Annotated in this window: 17 protein-coding genes and 3 pseudogenes; 9 read left to right on the top strand and 11 right to left on the bottom strand. The window is 42.9% G+C overall.

Going from position 1 to position 20216, the window contains the following annotated elements; translation table 11 throughout:
* Nucleotides 1-145: 145 nt before the first annotated feature.
* A pseudogene (gene asnS / locus NSTCB13_RS22615) lies at nt 146-1541 on the bottom strand (asparagine--tRNA ligase).
* A 2-nt stretch (nt 1542-1543) separates the two neighbouring features.
* A complete protein-coding gene (locus NSTCB13_RS22610; RefSeq protein ID WP_190729982.1) occupies nt 1544-1906 on the bottom strand; it encodes a hypothetical protein in 363 nt (120 codons plus the stop codon).
* A gap of 44 nt (nt 1907-1950) precedes the next feature.
* On the opposite strand from NSTCB13_RS22610, the gene NSTCB13_RS22605 reads away from it, so the two are divergent.
* A complete protein-coding gene (locus NSTCB13_RS22605; RefSeq protein ID WP_094328229.1) occupies nt 1951-2229 on the top strand; it encodes a DUF6439 family protein in 279 nt (92 codons plus the stop codon).
* Nucleotides 2230-2312: 83 nt separating this feature from the next.
* On the opposite strand, the gene NSTCB13_RS22600 is transcribed toward NSTCB13_RS22605, so the two are convergent.
* Nucleotides 2313-2762 (bottom strand): ATP-binding protein, encoded by a 450-nt coding sequence (locus NSTCB13_RS22600; RefSeq protein ID WP_322669713.1) that lies wholly within the window; start codon nt 2760-2762, stop codon nt 2313-2315.
* A gap of 427 nt (nt 2763-3189) precedes the next feature.
* Nucleotides 3190-4560 carry a 23S rRNA (uracil(1939)-C(5))-methyltransferase RlmD gene (rlmD, locus tag NSTCB13_RS22595; RefSeq protein WP_445630681.1) on the bottom strand — a complete coding sequence of 457 codons (1371 nt, stop codon included), beginning with the start codon at nt 4558-4560 and terminating at the stop codon, nt 3190-3192.
* Between the two features lie 223 nt (nt 4561-4783).
* On the opposite strand from rlmD, the gene NSTCB13_RS22590 reads away from it, so the two are divergent.
* From NSTCB13_RS22590 to purF, 5 genes and pseudogenes are all read left to right on the top strand, one after another.
* Entirely contained in the window at nt 4784-5269 is a 486-nt protein-coding gene (locus NSTCB13_RS22590; protein WP_445630682.1) for an allophycocyanin, read from the top strand.
* 945 nt (nt 5270-6214) lie between these two features.
* Nucleotides 6215-6532, top strand: coding sequence for a hypothetical protein (locus NSTCB13_RS22585; RefSeq protein ID WP_448273861.1), 318 nt, complete (start codon nt 6215-6217; stop codon nt 6530-6532).
* Nucleotides 6519-6911 (top strand): type II toxin-antitoxin system death-on-curing family toxin, encoded by a 393-nt coding sequence (locus NSTCB13_RS22580; RefSeq protein WP_448273860.1) that lies wholly within the window; start codon nt 6519-6521, stop codon nt 6909-6911. The genes NSTCB13_RS22585 and NSTCB13_RS22580 overlap by 14 nt, the downstream gene beginning before the upstream one ends.
* Before the next feature lie 42 nt (nt 6912-6953).
* On the top strand, nt 6954-9359 hold the full coding sequence (purL, locus tag NSTCB13_RS22575) for a phosphoribosylformylglycinamidine synthase subunit PurL (RefSeq protein ID WP_448273858.1): 2406 nt from the start codon (nt 6954-6956) through the stop codon (nt 9357-9359).
* A gap of 500 nt (nt 9360-9859) precedes the next feature.
* A pseudogene (gene purF, locus NSTCB13_RS22570) lies at nt 9860-11361 on the top strand (amidophosphoribosyltransferase).
* Between the two features lie 204 nt (nt 11362-11565).
* On the opposite strand, the pseudogene lysS reads toward purF, so the two are convergent.
* Nucleotides 11566-13091, bottom strand: a pseudogene (lysS, locus tag NSTCB13_RS22565) (lysine--tRNA ligase).
* Between the two features lie 122 nt (nt 13092-13213).
* On the opposite strand from lysS, the gene NSTCB13_RS22560 reads away from it, so the two are divergent.
* Entirely contained in the window at nt 13214-13771 is a 558-nt protein-coding gene (locus NSTCB13_RS22560; RefSeq protein ID WP_448273857.1) for a Uma2 family endonuclease, read from the top strand.
* Nucleotides 13772-13877: 106 nt separating this feature from the next.
* On the opposite strand, the gene NSTCB13_RS22555 is transcribed toward NSTCB13_RS22560, so the two are convergent.
* The 5 genes from NSTCB13_RS22555 to NSTCB13_RS22535 all read right to left on the bottom strand — a co-directional run bounded on the left by NSTCB13_RS22555 (nt 13878) and on the right by NSTCB13_RS22535 (nt 17585).
* On the bottom strand, nt 13878-14303 hold the full coding sequence (locus NSTCB13_RS22555; RefSeq protein WP_448273855.1) for a hypothetical protein: 426 nt from the start codon (nt 14301-14303) through the stop codon (nt 13878-13880).
* A 76-nt stretch (nt 14304-14379) separates the two neighbouring features.
* Nucleotides 14380-15501, bottom strand: a complete 1122-nt coding sequence (locus NSTCB13_RS22550) for a geranylgeranyl reductase family protein (protein WP_448273853.1) — start codon at nt 15499-15501, stop codon at nt 14380-14382.
* Nucleotides 15502-15695: 194 nt separating this feature from the next.
* Nucleotides 15696-16244 carry a ribosome recycling factor gene (gene frr / locus NSTCB13_RS22545; protein ID WP_445630691.1) on the bottom strand — a complete coding sequence of 183 codons (549 nt, stop codon included), beginning with the start codon at nt 16242-16244 and terminating at the stop codon, nt 15696-15698.
* Nucleotides 16231-16959 carry a UMP kinase gene (gene pyrH / locus NSTCB13_RS22540; protein WP_322669722.1) on the bottom strand — a complete coding sequence of 243 codons (729 nt, stop codon included), beginning with the start codon at nt 16957-16959 and terminating at the stop codon, nt 16231-16233. Before pyrH ends, frr begins: the two co-directional genes overlap by 14 nt.
* 71 nt (nt 16960-17030) lie before the next feature.
* Nucleotides 17031-17585 (bottom strand): thioredoxin family protein, encoded by a 555-nt coding sequence (locus NSTCB13_RS22535; protein ID WP_448273851.1) that lies wholly within the window; start codon nt 17583-17585, stop codon nt 17031-17033.
* 448 nt (nt 17586-18033) lie between these two features.
* Between NSTCB13_RS22535 and NSTCB13_RS22530 the strand changes: the two genes are divergently transcribed.
* Nucleotides 18034-18933, top strand: a complete 900-nt coding sequence (locus NSTCB13_RS22530) for an alpha/beta fold hydrolase (RefSeq protein ID WP_448267853.1) — start codon at nt 18034-18036, stop codon at nt 18931-18933.
* Nucleotides 18934-18980: 47 nt separating this feature from the next.
* On the opposite strand, the gene NSTCB13_RS22525 is transcribed toward NSTCB13_RS22530, so the two are convergent.
* Nucleotides 18981-19178 carry a hypothetical protein gene (locus NSTCB13_RS22525; RefSeq protein WP_448273232.1) on the bottom strand — a complete coding sequence of 66 codons (198 nt, stop codon included), beginning with the start codon at nt 19176-19178 and terminating at the stop codon, nt 18981-18983.
* On the opposite strand from NSTCB13_RS22525, the gene NSTCB13_RS22520 reads away from it, so the two are divergent.
* On the top strand, nt 19149-20162 hold the full coding sequence (locus NSTCB13_RS22520) for an IS701 family transposase (protein ID WP_448271396.1): 1014 nt from the start codon (nt 19149-19151) through the stop codon (nt 20160-20162). The genes NSTCB13_RS22525 and NSTCB13_RS22520 overlap by 30 nt on opposite strands.
* The last annotated feature ends 54 nt before the right edge of the window (nt 20163-20216 follow it).

Raw genomic sequence — 20216 nt, 5'->3', positions numbered from 1 at the left:
AGACGCGATAAATCGGCGTCTCTACAATAATCAATCCTTCGTCTTGACGGCGATTTATCGCGTCTCTTGGTTTAACCGAACCGTATTGAGCGCAGACGGACTTGGTTTTTGTAGACGCGATTTTTAATCCCCTTATTTAATCAAACTAAAACTCAGCACTTTGTGGTGTACGCGGGAACGGAATCACATCACGAATATTTCCCATACCTGTTATAAATTGCACGAGTCTTTCAAAACCCAACCCAAAACCAGCGTGAGGGACAGTACCATAACGACGCAAATCAAGATACCACCACAAGTCTTCTGGCTTTAACCCCTGCGCTAACACACGGCGTTCTAAAACTTCTAAACGTTCTTCCCGTTGAGAACCGCCGACAATCTCGCCAATTTTGGGTGCAACAATATCCATTGCCCGAACGGTTTTTTCATCGTCATTCAAGCGCATATAAAAGGCTTTGATTTGCGCTGGGTAATCTGTGACAATTACTGGCTTTTTAAACTGTTGTTCAGCTAAGTAGCGTTCGTGTTCTGATTGTAAATCTAAACCCCAACTTACTGGATATTCAAATTTAACATCAGCTTTTTCTAAAAGTGCGATCGCTTCTGTATAAGTTAACCGTTCAAACTGATTATTAATAATATTTTCGGCTGTTGCCAACACAGATTTATCAATGCGTTCATTGAAAAATTCCATATCTTCTGGGCACGTTTCCAATACATATTTAAAAATGTGTTTGAGAAACGCCTCAGCTAAATCCATATCGCCTTCTAAATCGCAAAAAGCCATTTCTGGCTCAACCATCCAAAATTCTGCTAAGTGGCGGGAGGTGTTGGAATTTTCTGCACGGAAGGTAGGGCCAAAGGTATAGACGTTAGAAAACGCCATCGCCATAACTTCCGCTTCTAACTGGCCGCTAACTGTTAAATATGTGGGTTTAGCAAAAAAGTCTTGGCTGTAATCTACTGCTTGATTATCTGTGCGGGGAATATTCTTTAAATCTAAACTAGTAACGCTAAAAAGTTCGCCCGCGCCTTCGCAATCGCTAGCAGTGATTATGGGTGTGTGTACCCACAAAAAGCCCCTTTCTTGGAAGAATTGATGAATTGCTGTCGAACAAGCATTCCTGACGCGAAAAACTGCACCAAAGGAATTGGTACGCGATCGCAAATGTCCAATGGTTCGCAGAAACTCAAAGGAATGGCGTTTCTTTTGCAGGGGATATGTATCGGGATCGGCTTCTCCGTAAACTTTCACGGACTCAGCTTTCAACTCAATTCGCTGTCCTTTACCAAGAGAAGCCACTAGTAACCCTGTGGCTTCAACAGCAGCACCCGTATTCAGTTTTTTTAATATAGCTTCGTAATCTGGCAAATCCTGATTAATGACGACTTGCAAATTAGCTAGTGATGAGCCGTCATTGACTTCAATAAAAGCAAACCCTTTGGACTCGCGCTTTGTTCGCACCCAGCCTTGCACTTGGAGGGGGGGACTCATCAGGTTGGCCACTTCGCAATATTTCTGCAATCCGTCGATTTACCATATTTACCCAGCATAAGACTTTAATATCCAGCCTATGATAACGCCCATTCCACCAAAGCGGACGACTTGCCAGAAAGGTTTTTTGAGGCTACGCCAAGAAAATAACTGGCTTTCTAAGTTCACTTCTAGCATTTCCAACTGCTGTTGAATGTGCCGTAACTCTGCTTTGATTTCTGGTGTTTGAGATTTATTATGCTTTAGTTGATCCCGGCGCTGTTGCCATTGTGCCTGTTGTTGGCGATCGCGTTGCACTTGATCGTAACGTTCTTTTAAGGATAGGAGCGATCGCTCTACTTCCTCTAGTTCTTGTTCAAAATCTGGTTCTGGATTTTCTGCTGACGGCTGTGATTGTTTTGGCGGCTTCATTTACAAGTAGTAAAGTAGAAGTAAATGCAAATGTGCCAATAGTTATGTCCCAATCTACCCAGCTGCCGAAAACCAGTCAACTGAATGAACTTAGTACTCTGGAACTAGCTCAAGCCCTCATGGAAAGACTAAGCATTTCCCCTAACGATTGGCATCGCCTCAAGTCTAACCGCAATTCTCGCGCTAATGAACAAGTGGCAGCAGCGATTGTGTATCTTTTAAAGAATCAGCCACAAGAAGCTCAAGCTAGATTAGAACAGGCAATTGGTTGGTTAGATCGCTCCATTTCTGCCCCTCCCTGTCCAACTCACGGAAAAAGTTAGAAGTGATGAGTAAAATTAGGAGTGATAAGTGATGAGTTAAAAGTTTTAAATTATTAACTCCTAACTCCTAACTCCTAACTACCCTACCGCCGCAAAGATAATCCCCGGCGATTTTCCATTTGTTTACAAAGCCTTAATTCTGTGCCTTTACGGTTCCACTCTACCCGATCAAAAATTTGATGCAGAAGACATAAACCACGACCATTTTCCGATTCATCTGGTGGAAGATAGTCTGTTGGTTCTTCATTACTAGTAGATGAAGGAGTAAAGCCACTACCTTGGTCTGATATTATCCACCAATATTGATTATCGATTACGGAAAAACGAACTACAACTGTTTTACTCGGATCGAGATTATTACCATGTTTAGCTGCGTTTACTAGGGCTTCTTGAAGTCCTAGCCGCAGTTCTGCTTGTAATCTTGCTGGAATTTCTGCCAACAATAAGTCTAAGATGGGACAAAGGTAGAGGGTTGAGGCAAAACTAATAGTGCCCCAATAACGTCCAACTGGACGGAGTGAAATAGTAATCACAAGAGAAACCCCATAGCTTTCAGTTAGCTAGACATCAGTTTGCTATTACAGTCACCCTGATAAAACTTGAGGTGGTCATGCTGCCTTCAAACTTGCGTCTTTAAAACTAAATTTTGAAAATGCTAGGGAGCATTGGCTCTATAGTTCTGAATTGGGATTGTTTCGGTATATATCGGCTGGAATAAATTTGATAATGAACTCAGCAAATTAAAAATATGCTGTTAATTTTAGAGAGTATTGGCATACTCTAATTAGTTGCCGATTTATAATTCACACAATCTTCTTCATGTTTTTCAGAACCTATGCTACTTGAATTTATTTAAACAAAATGGATTTTTATTTTTCGCTTAATTCAATTTTAGCATCTTTAGTATGCACTACACTAAAAATTTCAAATTTCAGTTTTTTGAAGGAATTACTAACCTTGTCAACAATGTGATAGCACAAGAAAGGCGGCAGCTTCAACATGAGCAGTTTGAGGAAAAAAATCAGCAGGTTGCACCCGTGTGATGGTATATTGCCCATCTTGACAAAGCAATTTCAGGTCGCGGGCGAGGGTAGCTACTTTACAGCTGACGTAAACGATCCGAGATGGTTTCAATTGCCGTAAAGTATCTATGACTGCACGATCGCACCCCTTACGTGGCGGATCGAGTATTACTACTTCTGGTATTGTGCCCATTTGGGGAAGCAATTTCTCTACTGCCCCGACAAGGAAAGTCACATTATCAATTCCGTTGCGGTGGGCATTCAAAATTGCTTGTTCTACTGCTGCTGGTTGCACTTCTAATCCTGTAGCAATACGTACTTTTTTGGCAAGGGGTAAAGTTAAAGTCCCAATACCACAGTAGGCATCAACTAGGAACTCATGCCCTTGAAGATTGAGTTCTGATTGAATTACCTGCAATAGTGCCTCTGCCGTTTCTGTATACACTTGGAAAAATGTATCTGGGCGTACTTGAAATTCCAGTCCAGCAAAATATTCATGCAGGTGGGGGACTCCAGCAATGCAACGGGTTTCTGATCCAAAGATAGCATTTGTGCGATCGCCATTGCGATTGAGCGACACTCCCACTAAGTGCGGATAGCGCTTTAACCATTCCTGGGCTTGAGTTTCAATTCCTGATAAATTCCAGTCCTTTACCACCAAAGTCAGCAACATTTCCCCTGTGTGTCGGCCAATGCGTAAACCGAGATGGCGAATTTTTCCTTGGTGGCGGTGTTCGTCGTAAATTTGCCAACCTTGCTGTTGAATATCCTGCTTAACTTCGGCAAGTAAGGGATTTAATCGCGCATCTTGGACTGGACATTGATTTAAATTAATTAATTGGTGGCTACCTTTTTGATAGTAACCAGCTTGTACTTGTCCTGTTGCCGATAGCGAGAGAGGATATGTAGATTTATTACGGTAGCCGAAAGCAGAAGGGGCAGCAAGTACCGGATCTACCGGTGGTTGGATAAAACCACCAATGCGCTCCAAAGCTTGAATAACTTGATTTTGCTTGGCTACTAGCTGGTAATCATAATTAATATGCTGCCACTGGCAACCACCGCACTTATCCGCCACAATACAACTGGGCCGAACACGGTGGGGGGATGGTGACAATAGCTGTTGCAGCTTACCGTGGGCGTATTTTGGTTTAACGTGTACTAAACGGACAATAGCGCGATCGCCTGGGACAGTATCTGGGACAAACACTACACGCTCATCAGCACGTCCCACACCATCGCCTGTATCACTTAGGTTAGCGATCGTCACTTCGATTAATTCACCCTGTTGCCAAATTATTTTTGTCATTGGTCATTAGTCATTAGTCATTGGTCATTGGGATTAGAGGAGAGGTAATAGGTGACAGGTGACAGGGAATAATCTATACCCTGTAACCTGTCACCTATTCCTTTCTTCACTCTCCACTCTCCTGAAATAGATAAATTCAATACATAAGTAGCTCCTATCCCTTCACTTGTGTACCTCCAACTCGCTAAACTAACAGATAATATTTCAGGTGATTTCAATAATCATGACTGTAATTAGCCAAGTTATTCTCAAAGCCGACGACGAACTGCGTTATCCCAGCAGTGGCGAACTTAAAAATATCAAAGACTTTTTGCAAACCGGCGTACAACGGACGCGGATTGCGGCTACCTTAGCCGAAAACGAAAAGAAGATAGTTCAAGAAGCAACTAAACAACTGTGGCAGAAGCGTCCTGACTTTATCTCCCCTGGAGGTAATGCTTACGGTGAACGCCAACGCTCTCTATGTATCCGTGATTTTGGCTGGTACTTACGCCTAATTACTTATGGTGTACTTGCCGGTGATAAAGAGCCAATCGAAAAAATCGGTTTGATTGGTGTGCGGGAAATGTACAATTCATTGGGCGTTCCCGTGCCTGGAATGGTAGAAGCGATTAATTCCCTCAAAACAGCCTCTATTAGCTTACTGAGTGCGGAAGACGCAGCCGAAGCAGCACCTTACTTTGATTACATCATTCAAGCGATGTCTTAAGACAAAGTGTGTGCTGGTTCTAGGAATATACTTTCGGTCTACTAGAGTGAGTGCGAGGTATTAGCACTCGATAGGCATAAAATACCCAATTTGATCGTACCTTCCCCACATTTGGTAGTGGCTGTGGCAAAATCTCTGTCAAGTTACCAACCAGTTGTGGGGAAATTTTATAGGTATGGGGCAAAACAGTTCCGTTAGAGGTAGCGGAGCATTTAGCCCGTTCCGAGTTCCGAGTTGAAATTCTCCCTACTCAGCACTCAGCACTCAGCACTCATTACTCAGAACTCTTGAGGGGCATTGCTCAAAAGACAAGGACAATAATTATAGATACAAAAAACCGACAGTCCTTGATTAAGGCTGTCGGCTATTAAGTGTGTTCCCTATTAATGACTCGGCTAGAGTTCAGTTGTCATTAATTATGCCTAGTTACCAATCGCTGGGAGACGATCCTAATCATCAATATGTGTGATTCTCGTCACTTGATTGTTACATCTAAACTGCATATACCCGAATAATCTCTGAGTGAGACTAGACTCACGTAAGTAAAGGAGCTAGAAATTTCACTAAGATTAAAAAATAAAGTTATCTTTACAGACTAAAGCATTTTGTGTGCTAGTGATCTTAAATTTTGTCTATCTTATGGTCGGAATAATCCTGTTGAGTGCATTCTGAGGTTTTACTACCCTTGCATCCAAGAAACAAGTTTGCTTGTAATCAAGGCTGTATAAGCATCTACTGCCAATATTTACCAAGATGGAAATACAAGTATTTAGTTAGAGTTTAAATTAAAGAGCGATCGCGCTTCAATCTACAGGAAGTAAAAGTGCGTAGCTTGCTGCCGTAGGCATTGTGTTTTGCAACATAATGAGTAAATCACAATAGGGCGATAAGCTAGAGTTAGCAAGAAAACTGATTCATAACTGGCAACGAACCTAGCTTGGGGTAATGATGGCAACAGAACAAAAGCACAGCACTTATTTATCAGAAGCCGAAAGCCGTTTGCGTCAACTTTCTATTGAAAAGTTGCGATTAGCAGTTGCGTTTCTGGCTTATTTGCAAGAAACAGAAGAAAACGAAGTTACTGAAAAAGTATTATTAAATATTCCTGATTTTGCTCAATCTTTCCGCGAGATTGAACAAAATGAAGACAAGTTAGAAAATACTGCTTCAAATCGGGTTGCCTCAGATGAAGAAGTATGGCAGGCTTACTTAGCAGTTGAAAAAAAATGGGAAGAGGTATTCCTTCAGCTTGCAGACTCCTAAATTTCTCACTATTTCTCAAGTCTTAAATATTCACCAACGCCAAATTCAAAGATTTGGTGGAACATCAGGTGTTAGAGACGAAGGTTTGCTAGATTCAGCACTGGCACAATCTCAAGCTACTTTTGGCGGTGAACTTCTCCATCCAACAATTCACGAGCAAGCAGCAGCGTTCCTCTACCATTTAGCAATGAACCATCCGTTTATTGATGGCAATAAGCGTACCGCTTTCGCTGTTATGCTTACTTTTTTGAGCTTAAATGGCTACACTCTCAACCTATCTCAAGAGCAAGCTTACAACTTGGTGATTCAAGTAGTTCAGAAAGAAATATCCAAAGAAGAATTATCTGCATTTCTGGAACTGCACTTACAGCGCAAGTAAATCGATAGAATAATGCTCTGTCCCCCAGAGTGCATTACTTCCATGACTGCAACCTCAAAACCAGCCTTTTCCCCCCAAGAAATTGCTGCTGAAGGTCTTAAACCAGAAGAATACGCAGAAATTGTCCGTCGGCTAGGCCGTCATCCCAACAAAGCTGAACTAGGAATGTTTGGCGTGATGTGGTCTGAGCATTGTTGTTACAAAAATTCTCGACCTCTACTCAAACAATTTCCCACCGATGGCCCCCGCATCCTCGTGGGGCCTGGTGAAAATGCTGGTGTTGTAGACTTGGGTGACGGACTCCAACTAGCTTTTAAAATTGAATCCCACAACCACCCCTCAGCGGTCGAACCCTTTCAAGGAGCAGCAACGGGAGTTGGAGGTATTCTCAGAGATATTTTCACAATGGGTGCGCGTCCCATTGCCCTATTAAACTCGTTACGCTTTGGTTCCTTAGAAGATCCCAAAACCCAACGGCTATTCACTGGTGTGGTGGCAGGAATCTCTCATTATGGTAACTGTGTGGGAGTACCGACCGTTGGCGGCGAAGTTTACTTTGACTCTGCTTACTCTGGAAATCCTCTAGTGAACGTTATGGCACTAGGGTTGATGGAAACATCAGAAATCGTCAAATCTGGAGCATCTGGCTTAGACAACCCCGTGCTGTATGTTGGTTCCACCACTGGGCGCGACGGTATGGGAGGTGCGAGTTTTGCTAGTGCAGAATTGAGCGATCAATCCATAGACGATCGCCCTGCTGTACAAGTGGGCGATCCCTTTTTGGAAAAATCGTTGATTGAAGCTTGTCTGGAGGCGTTTAAGACGGGTGCAGTTGTCGCCGCTCAAGATATGGGAGCTGCGGGAATCACCTGTTCTACTTCAGAGATGGCGGCAAAAGGCGGTGTGGGAATTGAACTAGATTTAGATAAGATTCCCGTCAGAGAAATAGGGATGGTTCCTTATGAATATCTGCTTTCGGAATCTCAAGAACGAATGCTGTTTGTTGCTCATCAAGGGCGCGAACAAGAATTAATTGACATTTTCCATCGGTGGGGACTTCAAGCCGTTGTTGCTGGTACAGTCATCGCCGATCCGATTGTGCGAATTCTTTTTCAGGGTGAAGTAGCAGCAGAAATTCCTGCTGAAGCTTTGGCAGAAAATACCCCACTGTATAACCGGGAGTTATTGGCAGAACCACCAGAATATGCGCGTCAAGCTTGGGAATGGACTGCTGATTCCCTACCTCCTTCTACAACTGCTGGAATAGAACTTCCAGGAGGACTGCAAAATTGGAATGATATTCTCTTAACTTTGCTCGATACACCCACGATCGCTTCTAAAAATTGGGTATATCGTCAGTATGACCATCAGGTACAAAATAATACAATAATACTTCCAGGTGGTGCAGATGCAGCTGTTATCCGCTTGCGCCCCTTGGAAGAGGACAAGGGGACAAGGGGACAAAGAGGACAAGGAGACAAGGAAACCCTCAATGCCCAAAGTGGTGTGGCGGCCACTGTAGATTGCAATCCTCGTTATGTATATCTTGACCCCTACGAGGGAGCTAAGGCAGTGGTGGCAGAAGCTACACGCAATCTTAGCTGTGTGGGTGCAGAACCTCTGGCAGTGACGGATAACCTCAATTTTGGCTCTCCAGAAAAACCCATTGGTTACTGGCAATTGGCAGAAGCTTGTCGCGGTTTGGCGGAAGGTTGCCGAGAATTGGCAACACCAGTTACGGGTGGAAATGTCTCTTTGTACAATGAAACTCTTGATTCTCAAGGCATCCCCCAACCGATTTATCCCACTCCTGTTGTCGGAATGGTGGGCTTAATTCCTGATATCACCAAAATTTGTGGTCAAGGTTGGCAAGCATCCGGTGATGTGATTTATCTTCTGGGATTGCCTTTAGCATCCCAAATCAGTTTGGGAGCATCTGAGTATTTAGCCACCATCCACAATACTGTTGCCGGAAAACCACCACGGGTTGATTTTGACTTGGAACGCCGCGTCCAGAAAGTTTGTCGTGAAGGAATTCGTAATGGTTGGGTACGTTCAGCTCACGATTCTGCTGAGGGGGGAGTGGCGATCGCACTAGCCGAATGTTGTCTTGCTGGCAACCTTGGTGCTGAAATCAATTTAGAAATAGCACCTACACAGTTAAACCGCTTGGATGAGGTGTTGTTTGCCGAAGGTGGTGCCAGAATTTTAGTTTCTGTAGCATCAGCACAACAAGAAATTTGGGAATCATATTTACAGGAACATCTAAGTCAAGAATGGCAAAAACTGGGTGTAGTTGGTAATTTTGAGACGGGTTTGGGGGTTTTCACCACTGATAACCAAACCTTAATCAAAGTTAGTATCGAAGATATGAACGATCGCTATTTCCATGCGATCGCCAAACGTCTCGCCATCCATACCACTACCCCTGAAGAAGTTAGGAGTTGAAAGTGAGGAGTTAGGAATAAAATGCATAACTCCTAACCCCTCACTCCTAATTCCTCACTCTTTTATTAGCGTCTCTGAGCAAAATTAGGGTACTGTTTTAATGGATGGTTAAAGATTTGTTAAGAACTCCCCAGCCATCTATATAATCCCAGTGACTGACTACCAATTTGAGATTTTGAATTTTAGATTTTGGATTAGGGGCGTTGCTTCTAGTTCATATCTTGCTCTTACTGGGCAAAAAATCTGAAATAGCCATTCTTAAATCCCAAGCCGCATCTTTACTACGGTGCGATCGATCCAAAAAACGCTCTCTACAAGACGCTGCGCGTAGCTTGCAACTCTTACAGAGTACGCGGACTCGCTCTAAGCGAAGCCATGCCGTTGGCGCAGCCTCTCGCAGAGAAGGCTTTACGCTCCGCTATCGTCAATCGTTCGACTGAGCGTAGCTGAAGTCTCAAATCCAAAATTGATTGACCCCCCCCATCAGGAGCAAAGCTAGCATGATTTCTATTCATTCTGTCACTTCGGATGAATACCCCGACCAGACCAACAACCCAATCAATAGTCATGAAAATCAGTCTGACAAGCCAGAAGAAGCTTGCGGTGTTTTTGGGATCTACGCCCCAGGAGAAAACGTTGCTAAACTGACCTACTTTGGATTGTATGCCCTCCAGCATCGGGGTCAAGAATCAGCTGGTATTGCCACCTTTGAGGGAACTCAAGTACATCTCCACAAAGATATGGGCTTGGTGTCTCAAGTTTTCAATGAATCTGTTTTGGATCAATTGCCCGGTAGTCTTGCTGTTGGGTCACACTCGTTATTCCACCACAGGTTCTAGCCGCAAAGTTAATGCCCAACCCGCAGTACTAGAAACCCGTTTAGGTTCAATAGCGCTAGCACACAATGGTAATTTAGTCAATACCATGCAACTACGTCAAGAGTTGCTTGAAAATAAATGTAACTTAGTCACCACAACAGACTCAGAAATGATCGCTTTTGCGATCGCCGAAGCCATAGATACGGGCGCTGATTGGCTAGAAGGTTCAATTCAGGCATTTCGACGTTGCCAAGGAGCCTTTAGTTTAGTTATTGGCACTCCCGTCGGCGTTATGGGTGTCCGCGACCCTAATGGAATCCGCCCCTTAGTAATCGGCACTTTGGCTGGTAATCCAGTCCGTTACGTTTTGGCTTCCGAGACTTGTGGTTTAGACATCATTGGAGCCGAATACCTACGAGACGTAGAACCAGGTGAATTAGTTTGGATTACAGAAGAAGGTTTAGCTTCTTATCATTGGAGTCAACTGTCCGAGCGGAAATTGTGTATCTTTGAAATGATTTACTTTGCTCGCCCTGATAGCGTCATGCACAACGAGAGTTTGTACAGCTATCGAATGCGATTAGGACACCAGCTAGCTAAAGAATCTTTTGTAGATGCCGATATTGTCTTTGGTGTTCCTGATTCTGGTATACCTGCTGCCATTGGATTTTCCCAAGCGTCTGGTGTCGCTTACGGCGAAGGACTGATTAAAAATCGCTATGTTGGGCGAACCTTCATTCAACCAACCCAAACCATGCGGGAATCGGGGTCTGCGGATGAAACTCAACCCTCTCAAAGATGTGCTGGTAGGTAAACGAGTAATTATTGTAGATGATTCGATTGTACGGGGTACTACCAGCCGTAAACTAGTCAAAACTTTGCGTGAAGCAGGTGCAGTAGAGGTACACATGCGAATTTCGTCTCCGCCTGTAACTCATCCCTGCTTCTATGGCATCGATACCGATTCTCAGGATCAGCTAATTGCTGCTACCAAATCAGTAGCAGAAATTGCCAAGCAACTGGAAGTAGACAGCCTTGCTTATCTGAGTTGGGAGGGAATGCTAGAAGCGACACGAGAAGATACTAATAGTTTCTGTTCTGCCTGCTTTACCGGAGATTATCCCGTAACGATTCCTGAGCAAGTGAAACGTTCTAAGCTGATTTTAGAAAAGGTAGTGGTGTAACACAACCCCGCCAAAGCTACGGTGTACACACAAGTCTTTCTCACCCCCTCTAACTCCCCCTTGGTAAGGGGGAGAACCGGATTTCCCCCCTTTGCAAGGGGGGATTAAGGGGGGGGGTAAATCCAAGGTTTGGGCTTAATTGACAGGATGTGTGTACACTGTAGCCCCGCAAGCGAGGAGGGGATTAAGGAATGGGGTGTAAGATTAGGATTCTTCTGGGGATGATTCTGATTTTTCTGGCTTGAGTAAGGGGAAGGCGATCGCATCCCGAATACTGGCACAATCGGTTAATAACATCACCAAGCGATCGATCCCAATCCCTAAACCACCTGTAGGCGGCATACCGTATTCCAAAGCTGTCAGAAAGTCTTCATCTACACCTTGGGCTTCTAAGTCACCAGCAGCTTTCCGCGCCGCTTGTGCTTCTAAACGTTCTCTTTGATCGATAGGATCGGTAAGTTCTGAGAAGCTGTTCGCTGTTTCTCGCCCGACTATAAATAACTCAAATCTTTCCACCAAACCAGGTACAGAACGGTGGGGTTTTGCTAAGGGCGAAATTTCTACAGGGTAATCAATTACAAAGGTAGGTTGAATTAAATTAGCTTCTACTTTCTCTTCAAAGGCTAAATTTAATAACTTACCAATTGATTGAGCTTCATCTATACCAGGGATAGCAGCATTTTTACTTGCTGTTTTTGCTTCTTCCAAACTTTGGAACGAATTAAAATCCAAGCCTGTAAATTCTTTAACTAAATCGTGCATTGTCACCCGTCGCCAAGGTGGTGTTAAATCTATCGGTTCCCCTTGGTAGGTGATTTGCAATGTGCCGAGTACATCTTGTGCAACAGTAGTAATAATCCCTTCTGTCAGCGCCATCATATCGTTGTAGTCGGCGTAGGCTTGGTAAACTTCAATCGTCGTAAATTCGGGATTGTGTCGAGTCGAAATTCCCTCATTGCGGAAAATCCGTCCCAATTCAAACACCTTTTCAAAACCACCTACAATCAACCGTTTGAGATGGAGTTCTGTGGCAATTCGCAGATACAATTCCATTTCTAAAGTGTTGTGGTGGGTGATAAATGGACGTGCATCTGCACCCCCAGCTTCACTTTGCAAAACGGGCGTTTCAATTTCTAGAAAATCTCGTTCTTCTAAATAACGGCGAATCCCAGCAGTAATTTGAGCGCGACGGCGAAAAGTTTGCCGCACTTCTGGGTTTACAATCAAGTCAACGTAGCGCTGACGGTAGCGCTTGGCAACATCCGTTAATCCATGCCACTTGTCGGGTAGAGGCAACAGGGATTTAGTAAGGATAGTATATTGTTTAACGTAGACAGATAACTCGCCCTTTTCAGTCCGTTTAATAGTACCTTTAACTCCTAGGATATCGCCTGCATCTGTGAGTTGTTTTAAATGATTGAAGGCATCAGCATCAATATCTGCCATACCTTCTTGGATGCGATTTTTATCCAAATAAAGCTGAATCGTACCGGTTTCATCTTGCAAGGTGAAAAAAGCCAATTTACCAAAAACGCGACGCGCCATAATGCGTCCCCGGCTATGGCAACTTCCAAATCGACTTCTTCACCACTCGATAAATTGGCAAACTTTTCTTGCAACTGCGTTGCATGATGGGTGGATTCCCAACGATAGGCATAAGGGTTAGTCCCTAGCTGCTTGAGCTGTTCTACTTTCTCCAGCCTTGCGGCTCGGATATCTTCTTCCGACATGGTAACGAACTAAATAGGGCAAGATTAATTATAGATGCTGCCAAAGTTGAGAGTAAAAGATAATCGCCTAAAAGTGATGTGCGTAGGCGTAGCCCACTGTAGGTATCGCTAAAGGAAATACAATGACACAAACTAGAGTGCGCCTGTGGACTGTAAACGAATATCACCGGATGTTTGAAACGGGTATTATTACAGACGATGAACGGGTAGAACTGATTAATGGGCAAGTTATCCCGATGAGCGCCAAAAATCCTCCCCATACAGCGACAACGCTGTGTGCATCTGATTATCTCAAGCGACTGCTAGCAAAAGTTGCCCTAGTTCGGGTAAAAGATCCCATTCAGTTGAGCGAATACTCGGAACCTGAGCCAGATATTGCTGTTGTTCAGATTGATGCGCGAAAGTATATCGATCGTCATCCTGCACCGAATGAAATCTTTTTATTAATTGAGGTAGCGGATACAACACTAGAAGCAGACCGTAAACACAAAGCGCCTCTTTATGCGAAAGCAGGAATTAATGATTACTGGATTTTAGATGTGAATCAGCGTCAGGTTTATGTTTTTCGCGAACCAAGCTTGAAAGGTTACAATCTTGAATTTATTTTGCAGGAGGACGCAACATTATCCTTGATTGCATTTCCAGAAATTGAAGTTATGATTAATCAACTATTTCCATAAGTCTCTCAGACTGTGGGGTATAGGAATAATAAAAGTGGGATTCTAAAAATAAGTTGTACATCGCATTAATAATTAAAATTATTAGGCGATCGCGTCTTTTAAGCCTTTAATTATGTCCTGTTTTTAGCAAATGCCTAGATGAAATAGCCTTCATTTTCAAGTTAGTAAATTGCACGATCGCCTTTACTAAATCTTGCTGTTCTGGTTGCAAATTCAGCTTTTCTAGGGCTTGCTTAATATTATTACCAGCCCGGAGATTGTGATTAAGTTGGGCACGTTGCGATCTACTTAAGACTGCCTCAATTTCCCTGTTTCTTCGCTGACGCACAGCCTGGAGTTCTTGGCGTTGTAAGGGAGTCAGGTTAATCTTTGATGAGTTAGAGTAGCTTGCAGTTTTGGTAGTTTGGGCAAAAATGACACCAGAAATAGTATGGAGTTGAACGGGTGCAGCTAAGGCAATTCCCGGCATGGAAAGGACAAGAGCTAGAATAGCAGCGAACACAGAAAGCCGTTTTGTCAAGTGAATTGCCATATTGAGAAATGCCTATTACACAGTGGCGGATGTTTGCCTACCTTTAACAAGTTGCTCAAGCAACTGGTTTGGTTAATTAACCTCCAAAACCAGGAATTAAACGCTTTAGGGCGCGACCAGCAACATCGCCATAGCGCAGTTCTCCACACATAATCTTACCCATAATTTTGGCACCAGAGGGGCGCTTAACACCAACTTTGTAGCCAATGCTAGGAAAGCGATAAAATGCCCCACCTAATTTTTGTGCCCAAGCCATTTCAGTACCCCATTCTTCATTAATGGCTTCGCTATATTTTTCTAAAGCATTGATATCACCAGAAAGAGCCTCATTTATGGCTCCTGCTGCAATCAAACCGCTAAAAATTGACGGACGAATGCCTTCTGCTGTCATGGGATCGACTACACAAGCAGCTTCCCCAGCTAAAACTGCATTTTGAGTATGCAACTTTTGGTTGCCATCCCACAAGCAAAGAGGATAACCATATTGTTTGCCAGTTTTGATATCTACATTAAACGATCGCGCGTACTCATCTAAAATTTTCTTAAAATCCTGGGGTTTGCCGCCGACAAATGTACCGACACCAATGGAATAACCGTCCGCCTTCGGGAAGTTCCAAATGTAGCCGTTTTTGACCAAGCCAAACTCGAAGTGAATTGTAGATTTATCCTTGACCTCCGCGGCCACTTCTGCTTCCAAAGCTCCTGCTAAACGGCGTTTACGGTCTTTGAAGCCTAGCCATTTTGCCATTGGCCCTTTGACACCATCAGCCGCGATTAAGTAGCGACCTGTAACTGAGCCATTAGTTGTGTTAACTTGCCAATAGTCACTTTGAAACTCAATACCCGTTACTTCCGTATTATCTCGTAGTTCAGCCCCTTGCTTTTGCCCTTGCTGCACTAGGAAATGGTCAAAAATATCTCGTCGTACCATCCAGACTGGTTCTTTGGTGGCGATTTTTGCTTCTACGGGGTCGCCCAAATTCCAGGTAAAGCGAAGGGAGTCGGCTTTTACAGAAATTACTGGGCTAAAATCAAAATCGAACCATTGAGCGATCGCTGGAGATACACCACCACCACAAGGTTTATATCTTGGCAGAGATTCTTTTTCCAACACTAATACTGAGCGACCTTGTTTGGCTAAATGATATGCAGCTGTTCCACCAGCTGGCCCTGCGCCGACGATGATGCAGTCGTACATATTGAATTTTTGCTCCAGAATTAGTTTATTTTCTATTGAGTAGGGGCAATTTATGAATTGTTCCTACTTTAATTATTCATGTCTACTTACTTACTCGATCAATTTTTCTAGGATTTATGCAATAACTTAAGAAATGATAAAGGCTGAAGAATTTATCCATTATCCTTCAGCCTTTATGCTTAAGACTTGAGACTTTAAACAGTCGTGATGTCTTTTTCTTTTTCTGCCAACAACGAGTCTATTTTGGCAGTGTACTCATTTGTCAGTTTTTGCAAGCTGTCTTGCTGGTCTTTTGATTCATCTTTGGAGATTTCAGAGGCTTTCTCCTGTTTGCGAATGGCGTCTATGGCATCGCGGCGAATGTTGCGAATAGCAACACGACCCTCTTCGGCATACTTGGATGCCATTTTGACGAATTCTTTACGGCGTTCGCTCGTTAAGGGCGGAATATTCAACCGGATTACAGAACCGTCGTTACTGGGTGTTAAACCCACATCTGAGAGGGAAATAGCCTTCTCAATGATGTTTAGGGTGTTGCGCTCGTAGGGTTGAATTAAGATCGTCGTAGCATCTGGCGTGCTAATATTTGCCAGTGATTTTAAGGAAGTAGGCGAACCGTAATAGTCCACCAAGACCTTATCTAATAGACTCGCATTGGCGCGACCAGTGCGAATCGAGTTAAAAGCTCGTTGAGTTGCCTCAACGGTTTTTTGCATCGTACTTTCAGCTTCAGCTAATTTCACAAGAACCTCCCACAAGGGTGCCGATGGATTCTCCCAAGACTGCTCGGTGGATATTTCCTCGCACCGTTAGGTCAAATACCAGAATTGGGATATTATTTTCTTTACACAAGGCGATCGCAGTACTATCCATCACCCGCAAATCTTGGGCTAAAACGTGCGCGTAGGTTAAGCTATTGTAACGCTTGGCGTCAGGATAAATATGAGGATCGGCATCATATACTCCATCTACTTTGGTGGCTTTAAAAATCACCTCAGCATCGATTTCTGCTGCTCTTAATGCCGCAGTCGTATCTGTAGTAAAAAAGGGATTTCCAGAACCAGCACCAAAAATTACCACCCGTCCTTTTTCAAGATGACGGATGGCACGACGACGGATATATGGTTCTGCTAATTCTTGCATAGCGATCGCGGTTTGCACCCGCGTCTGTACTCCTATGTGTTCTAGCGAATCTTGCAGCGTCATGGCATTCATTACCGTGGCAATCATCCCGATATAGTCAGCTGTTGCCCTGTCCATCCCCGCCGACGCTGCTTTGACGCCACGAAAAATATTGCCGCCGCCAACAACTATGGCGATTTGAGTACCAGTGGCTATCACTTCTGCTAATTCTTGTGCTATTCCTTTGACCACTTCTGGATCAATACCATAGCCCATGTTTCCCATTAAGGCTTCACCGCTCAGTTTGAGTAAAACCCGTCGGTAATTCGTTCCCATGAAGTTACGCTTTATCAAAAAAGTTGCAATTGCCTCCAATTTAAGATAACAGTTACAGGGACTATCTATGTCTAGTTACGCCAAATCAATGTAGTCCCAACTGGTTCTGTTTGTGGTATGGCTATTTCTTCACCTTTAAACAGAGAAGCGATCGCAGTTCTCAAATAATCTTCTCCCACTGATAATGGATCTTGGGGATGATTATCAATTTTTCCTTTGTAACGGACTATACCATTAGTATCTATGAGAAAGGCTGTTGGTGTTTTTGTTGCACCGAAACTACCGGTCACATCTTGGGTTGAGTCCCACAGGTAGGGGAAGTTCAACTGGTGACGTCGGGCAAAAGCTTTCATATTTTCAAAGCTTGACCTAGTGTCGTAGTCAACATTACTACCATTCAGTCCAATTAGTGTGAAGCCTTTTGGGGCAAATTCGGCTTGAATGTTTTTTAGTCTGCCTAAATACCGATCGACATAAGGGCAGTGGTTACACATAGAAATAACGCCGACTGCTCGGAACTTCTCAAGATAGCGCCTGAGATGGTGTACTTGACCATCAATTCCTGGCAATTCAAAATCTGGTGCGTAGCTCCCAACGGGAGTATCAATTGTTTCTAGTAGATTCATGATTTCTGGCTCGCAGAACTAGGAACAAGAAAAATATTGTTAAATTCAGCGTCAGTTTCCAGTTGCAAACCACCCCTTAGCCGATGCCTCATATTCGCCAATCTTATAGACCAAATTTGCGATCGTAAATTGTGAAACTACTGAATCTAGCACTGATGCTAATTCACTCACATCTAAAAAATAGCCCAAATATTACTCATATTAGAAACGTTATGATTTTTAATACTGACATAATCTCAGTTATGAGTAAATTACCTCTATCAATAAGATGAAAACTCTTTAGACTGGATAAAACTATTAGCTTAGAAGCTTTTGTGGTATATGTATAAGCTATCACTAGAGCCAAGGATTTATTTTGAAAATCTGATAAATTTTCTGCAAATTCAAAACAATTTTATTTGTACCTTGCTACTAAAAAGCTTTTAGGATTCTTTACGTAAAATTTACCATGACAACCTCAAGTTCAAAAACAGCACTTAACTTTACAAAAACCTGGATTTGGCAAGATTTTCCGATATGTTACCAAACCCAAGGAACTACTGGACCAGCTGTTGTCCTGGTTCATGGATTTGGTGCTTCTTGGTGGCATTGGCGAAAAAATATTCCCGTATTAGCGGAAAATTGCCGAGTTTTTGCTATTGATTTGATTGGTTTTGGTGGTTCCGCAAAACCTCAACCTGGTGAAAAAATTACCTACACATTAGAAACTTGGGGACAGCAAGTAGCAGATTTTTGCCGTGAAGTTGTCGGTGAGCCAGCTTTTTTAGTCGGAAATTCCATTGGCTGTATTGTCGCCATGCAAGCAGCAGCCAGCAACCCAGATATTGCCTTAGGAGTTGCTTTGCTCAACTGTTCTTTACGGCTGTTGCACGATCGCAAACGGGTAACTTTACCTTTATCTCGTCGTTATGGAGCGCCTTTACTGCAACGCCTGTTATCTATCAAACCAGTTGGCAATTTCTTTTTCAATCAACTCGCCAAACCAAAAACAGTACGGAAGATTCTCTTACAGGCATACTCGAATCCTGAGATGGTGACAGATGAGTTGGTGGATATTCTCATGTCACCAGCAAGCGATCCGGGGGCTGGAGCTGTGTTCCTTGCCTTTACTTCTTATTCTACAGGGCCTCTACCTGAAGACCTTTTACCACTATTACAATGTCCAGCGATTATCTTATGGGGAACAGCCGATCCGTGGGAACCAATTAAGTTAGGGAGAGAATTAGCTGACTTTCCACAGGTAGAAAAGTTTATTCCTTTAGAGGGAGTTGGGCATTGTCCGCAGGATGAAGCGCCGGAGTTAGTCAATCCGATTTTACTCGATTGGATTTTGGAGCGATCGCGGTAATCATCTGTGAGAGGTTAGAATAGTGTAAATTTTGTCAATCACAGGACTTACGCAACTGGCACAGAGCGATCGCCGCTAGCTAGTACATGAGTATTATTTGAATTTAATTCCGAAAGCCTTGTATTCGTAATAGAGGCAGGTGTATTGGAGGCAAAGCATGAAAGATTCATGAGAAAATAGGTAGAGGTTGTATTAGATAAATGTTGCTTACGGTAATGAAATTTACTAAGCTTGATTACTGCCAATACTTATTAAGTAGTCAGATTAATTATACAATGACTAATTTGGCAGAGCATTTAGAAAGTATTAGCCATGATGCAATTAACTATTATTTAAACAGAGAAAAATTAACACCTCGGTTATTATGGGATAACGTGAAAGAGGTAATTGAACCTGATGCTAATGGTTACATAATATTTGATGATAGCGTTTTAGATAAAAGGTATTCTAAAGAAATAGAAACAGTCAGAAAACAATATAGTGGTAATGAACATGGTGTCCTCAAAGGTATTGGTGTAGTTAGCTGTGTGTATGTCAACCCTACTCTTCAAAAATTTTGGGTAATCGATTACCGCATTTTTAATCCTGATGTCGATGGTAAAACCAAGATAGACCATGTGAAAGACATGCTGCAAAACCTTGTATATCATAAGCTTTTACCATTCGATACTGTTTTGATGGACACATGGTATGCCGTACATAGTTTAATGCTTTATATTGATGCAATCGAGAAAATATATTATTGCCCTTTAAAAAATAATCGGTTAGTTGATGATACATTTGGACAAGACAAATATAAACGTATTGAATTATTAGAATGGAGTCCTGAAGAACTAGACTGTGGTAAGATAATTAAAATTAAAGGGTTCCCAGCTAAGAAAAAAGTGAAACTATTCCGGGTTACTGTTTCTACCAACAGAACGGATTATATCGCCACTAACGATTTATCTCAAAGCTCCACGGATGTTGTACAAGAGGTGTGTAAAATTCGTTGGAAAATCGAGGAGTTTCACCGAGAGATTAAACAACTAACAGGCATTGAATCTTGTCAATGTCGTAAAGCTAGGCTTCAAAGAAATCATATTGCTTGTGCAATGTTGGTTTGGATTAGATTAAAGAATTTAGCCTATCAAACTGGTCAAACTATTTATCAAATCAAGCATAATTTGCTTTCTAATTATTTAATTCAGCAACTAAAACGCCCAAGTATTCTTATGTGCTTGGTTTGAGTTGAATTGTCGCTGGCTAGGGCTGCACCTTACCCCCTTTTTGTGCCAGTTGCG

Source organism: Nostoc sp. DSM 114160 (genome assembly GCF_053470305.1).
This window is presented reverse-complemented; position numbering and strand designations above follow the sequence as displayed.

Coding starts and splice junctions, on each gene's coding strand:
- NSTCB13_RS22590 (WP_445630682.1), top strand. CDS start 4,784: ATGACTGTAATTAGCCAAGTTATTCTCAAAGCCGACGACGAACTGCGT.
- purL (WP_448273858.1), top strand. CDS start 6,954: ATGACTGCAACCTCAAAACCAGCCTTTTCCCCCCAAGAAATTGCTGCT.
- NSTCB13_RS22610 (WP_190729982.1), bottom strand. CDS start 1,906: ATGAAGCCGCCAAAACAATCACAGCCGTCAGCAGAAAATCCAGAACCA.
- NSTCB13_RS22550 (WP_448273853.1), bottom strand. CDS start 15,501: ATGTACGACTGCATCATCGTCGGCGCAGGGCCAGCTGGTGGAACAGCT.
- NSTCB13_RS22530 (WP_448267853.1), top strand. CDS start 18,034: ATGACAACCTCAAGTTCAAAAACAGCACTTAACTTTACAAAAACCTGG.
- pyrH (WP_322669722.1), bottom strand. CDS start 16,959: ATGGGAACGAATTACCGACGGGTTTTACTCAAACTGAGCGGTGAAGCC.
- NSTCB13_RS22560 (WP_448273857.1), top strand. CDS start 13,214: ATGACACAAACTAGAGTGCGCCTGTGGACTGTAAACGAATATCACCGG.
- NSTCB13_RS22605 (WP_094328229.1), top strand. CDS start 1,951: ATGTCCCAATCTACCCAGCTGCCGAAAACCAGTCAACTGAATGAACTT.
- NSTCB13_RS22585 (WP_448273861.1), top strand. CDS start 6,215: ATGATGGCAACAGAACAAAAGCACAGCACTTATTTATCAGAAGCCGAA.
- NSTCB13_RS22535 (WP_448273851.1), bottom strand. CDS start 17,585: ATGAATCTACTAGAAACAATTGATACTCCCGTTGGGAGCTACGCACCA.
- NSTCB13_RS22520 (WP_448271396.1), top strand. CDS start 19,149: ATGAAATTTACTAAGCTTGATTACTGCCAATACTTATTAAGTAGTCAG.
- NSTCB13_RS22555 (WP_448273855.1), bottom strand. CDS start 14,303: ATGGCAATTCACTTGACAAAACGGCTTTCTGTGTTCGCTGCTATTCTA.
- rlmD (WP_445630681.1), bottom strand. CDS start 4,560: ATGACAAAAATAATTTGGCAACAGGGTGAATTAATCGAAGTGACGATC.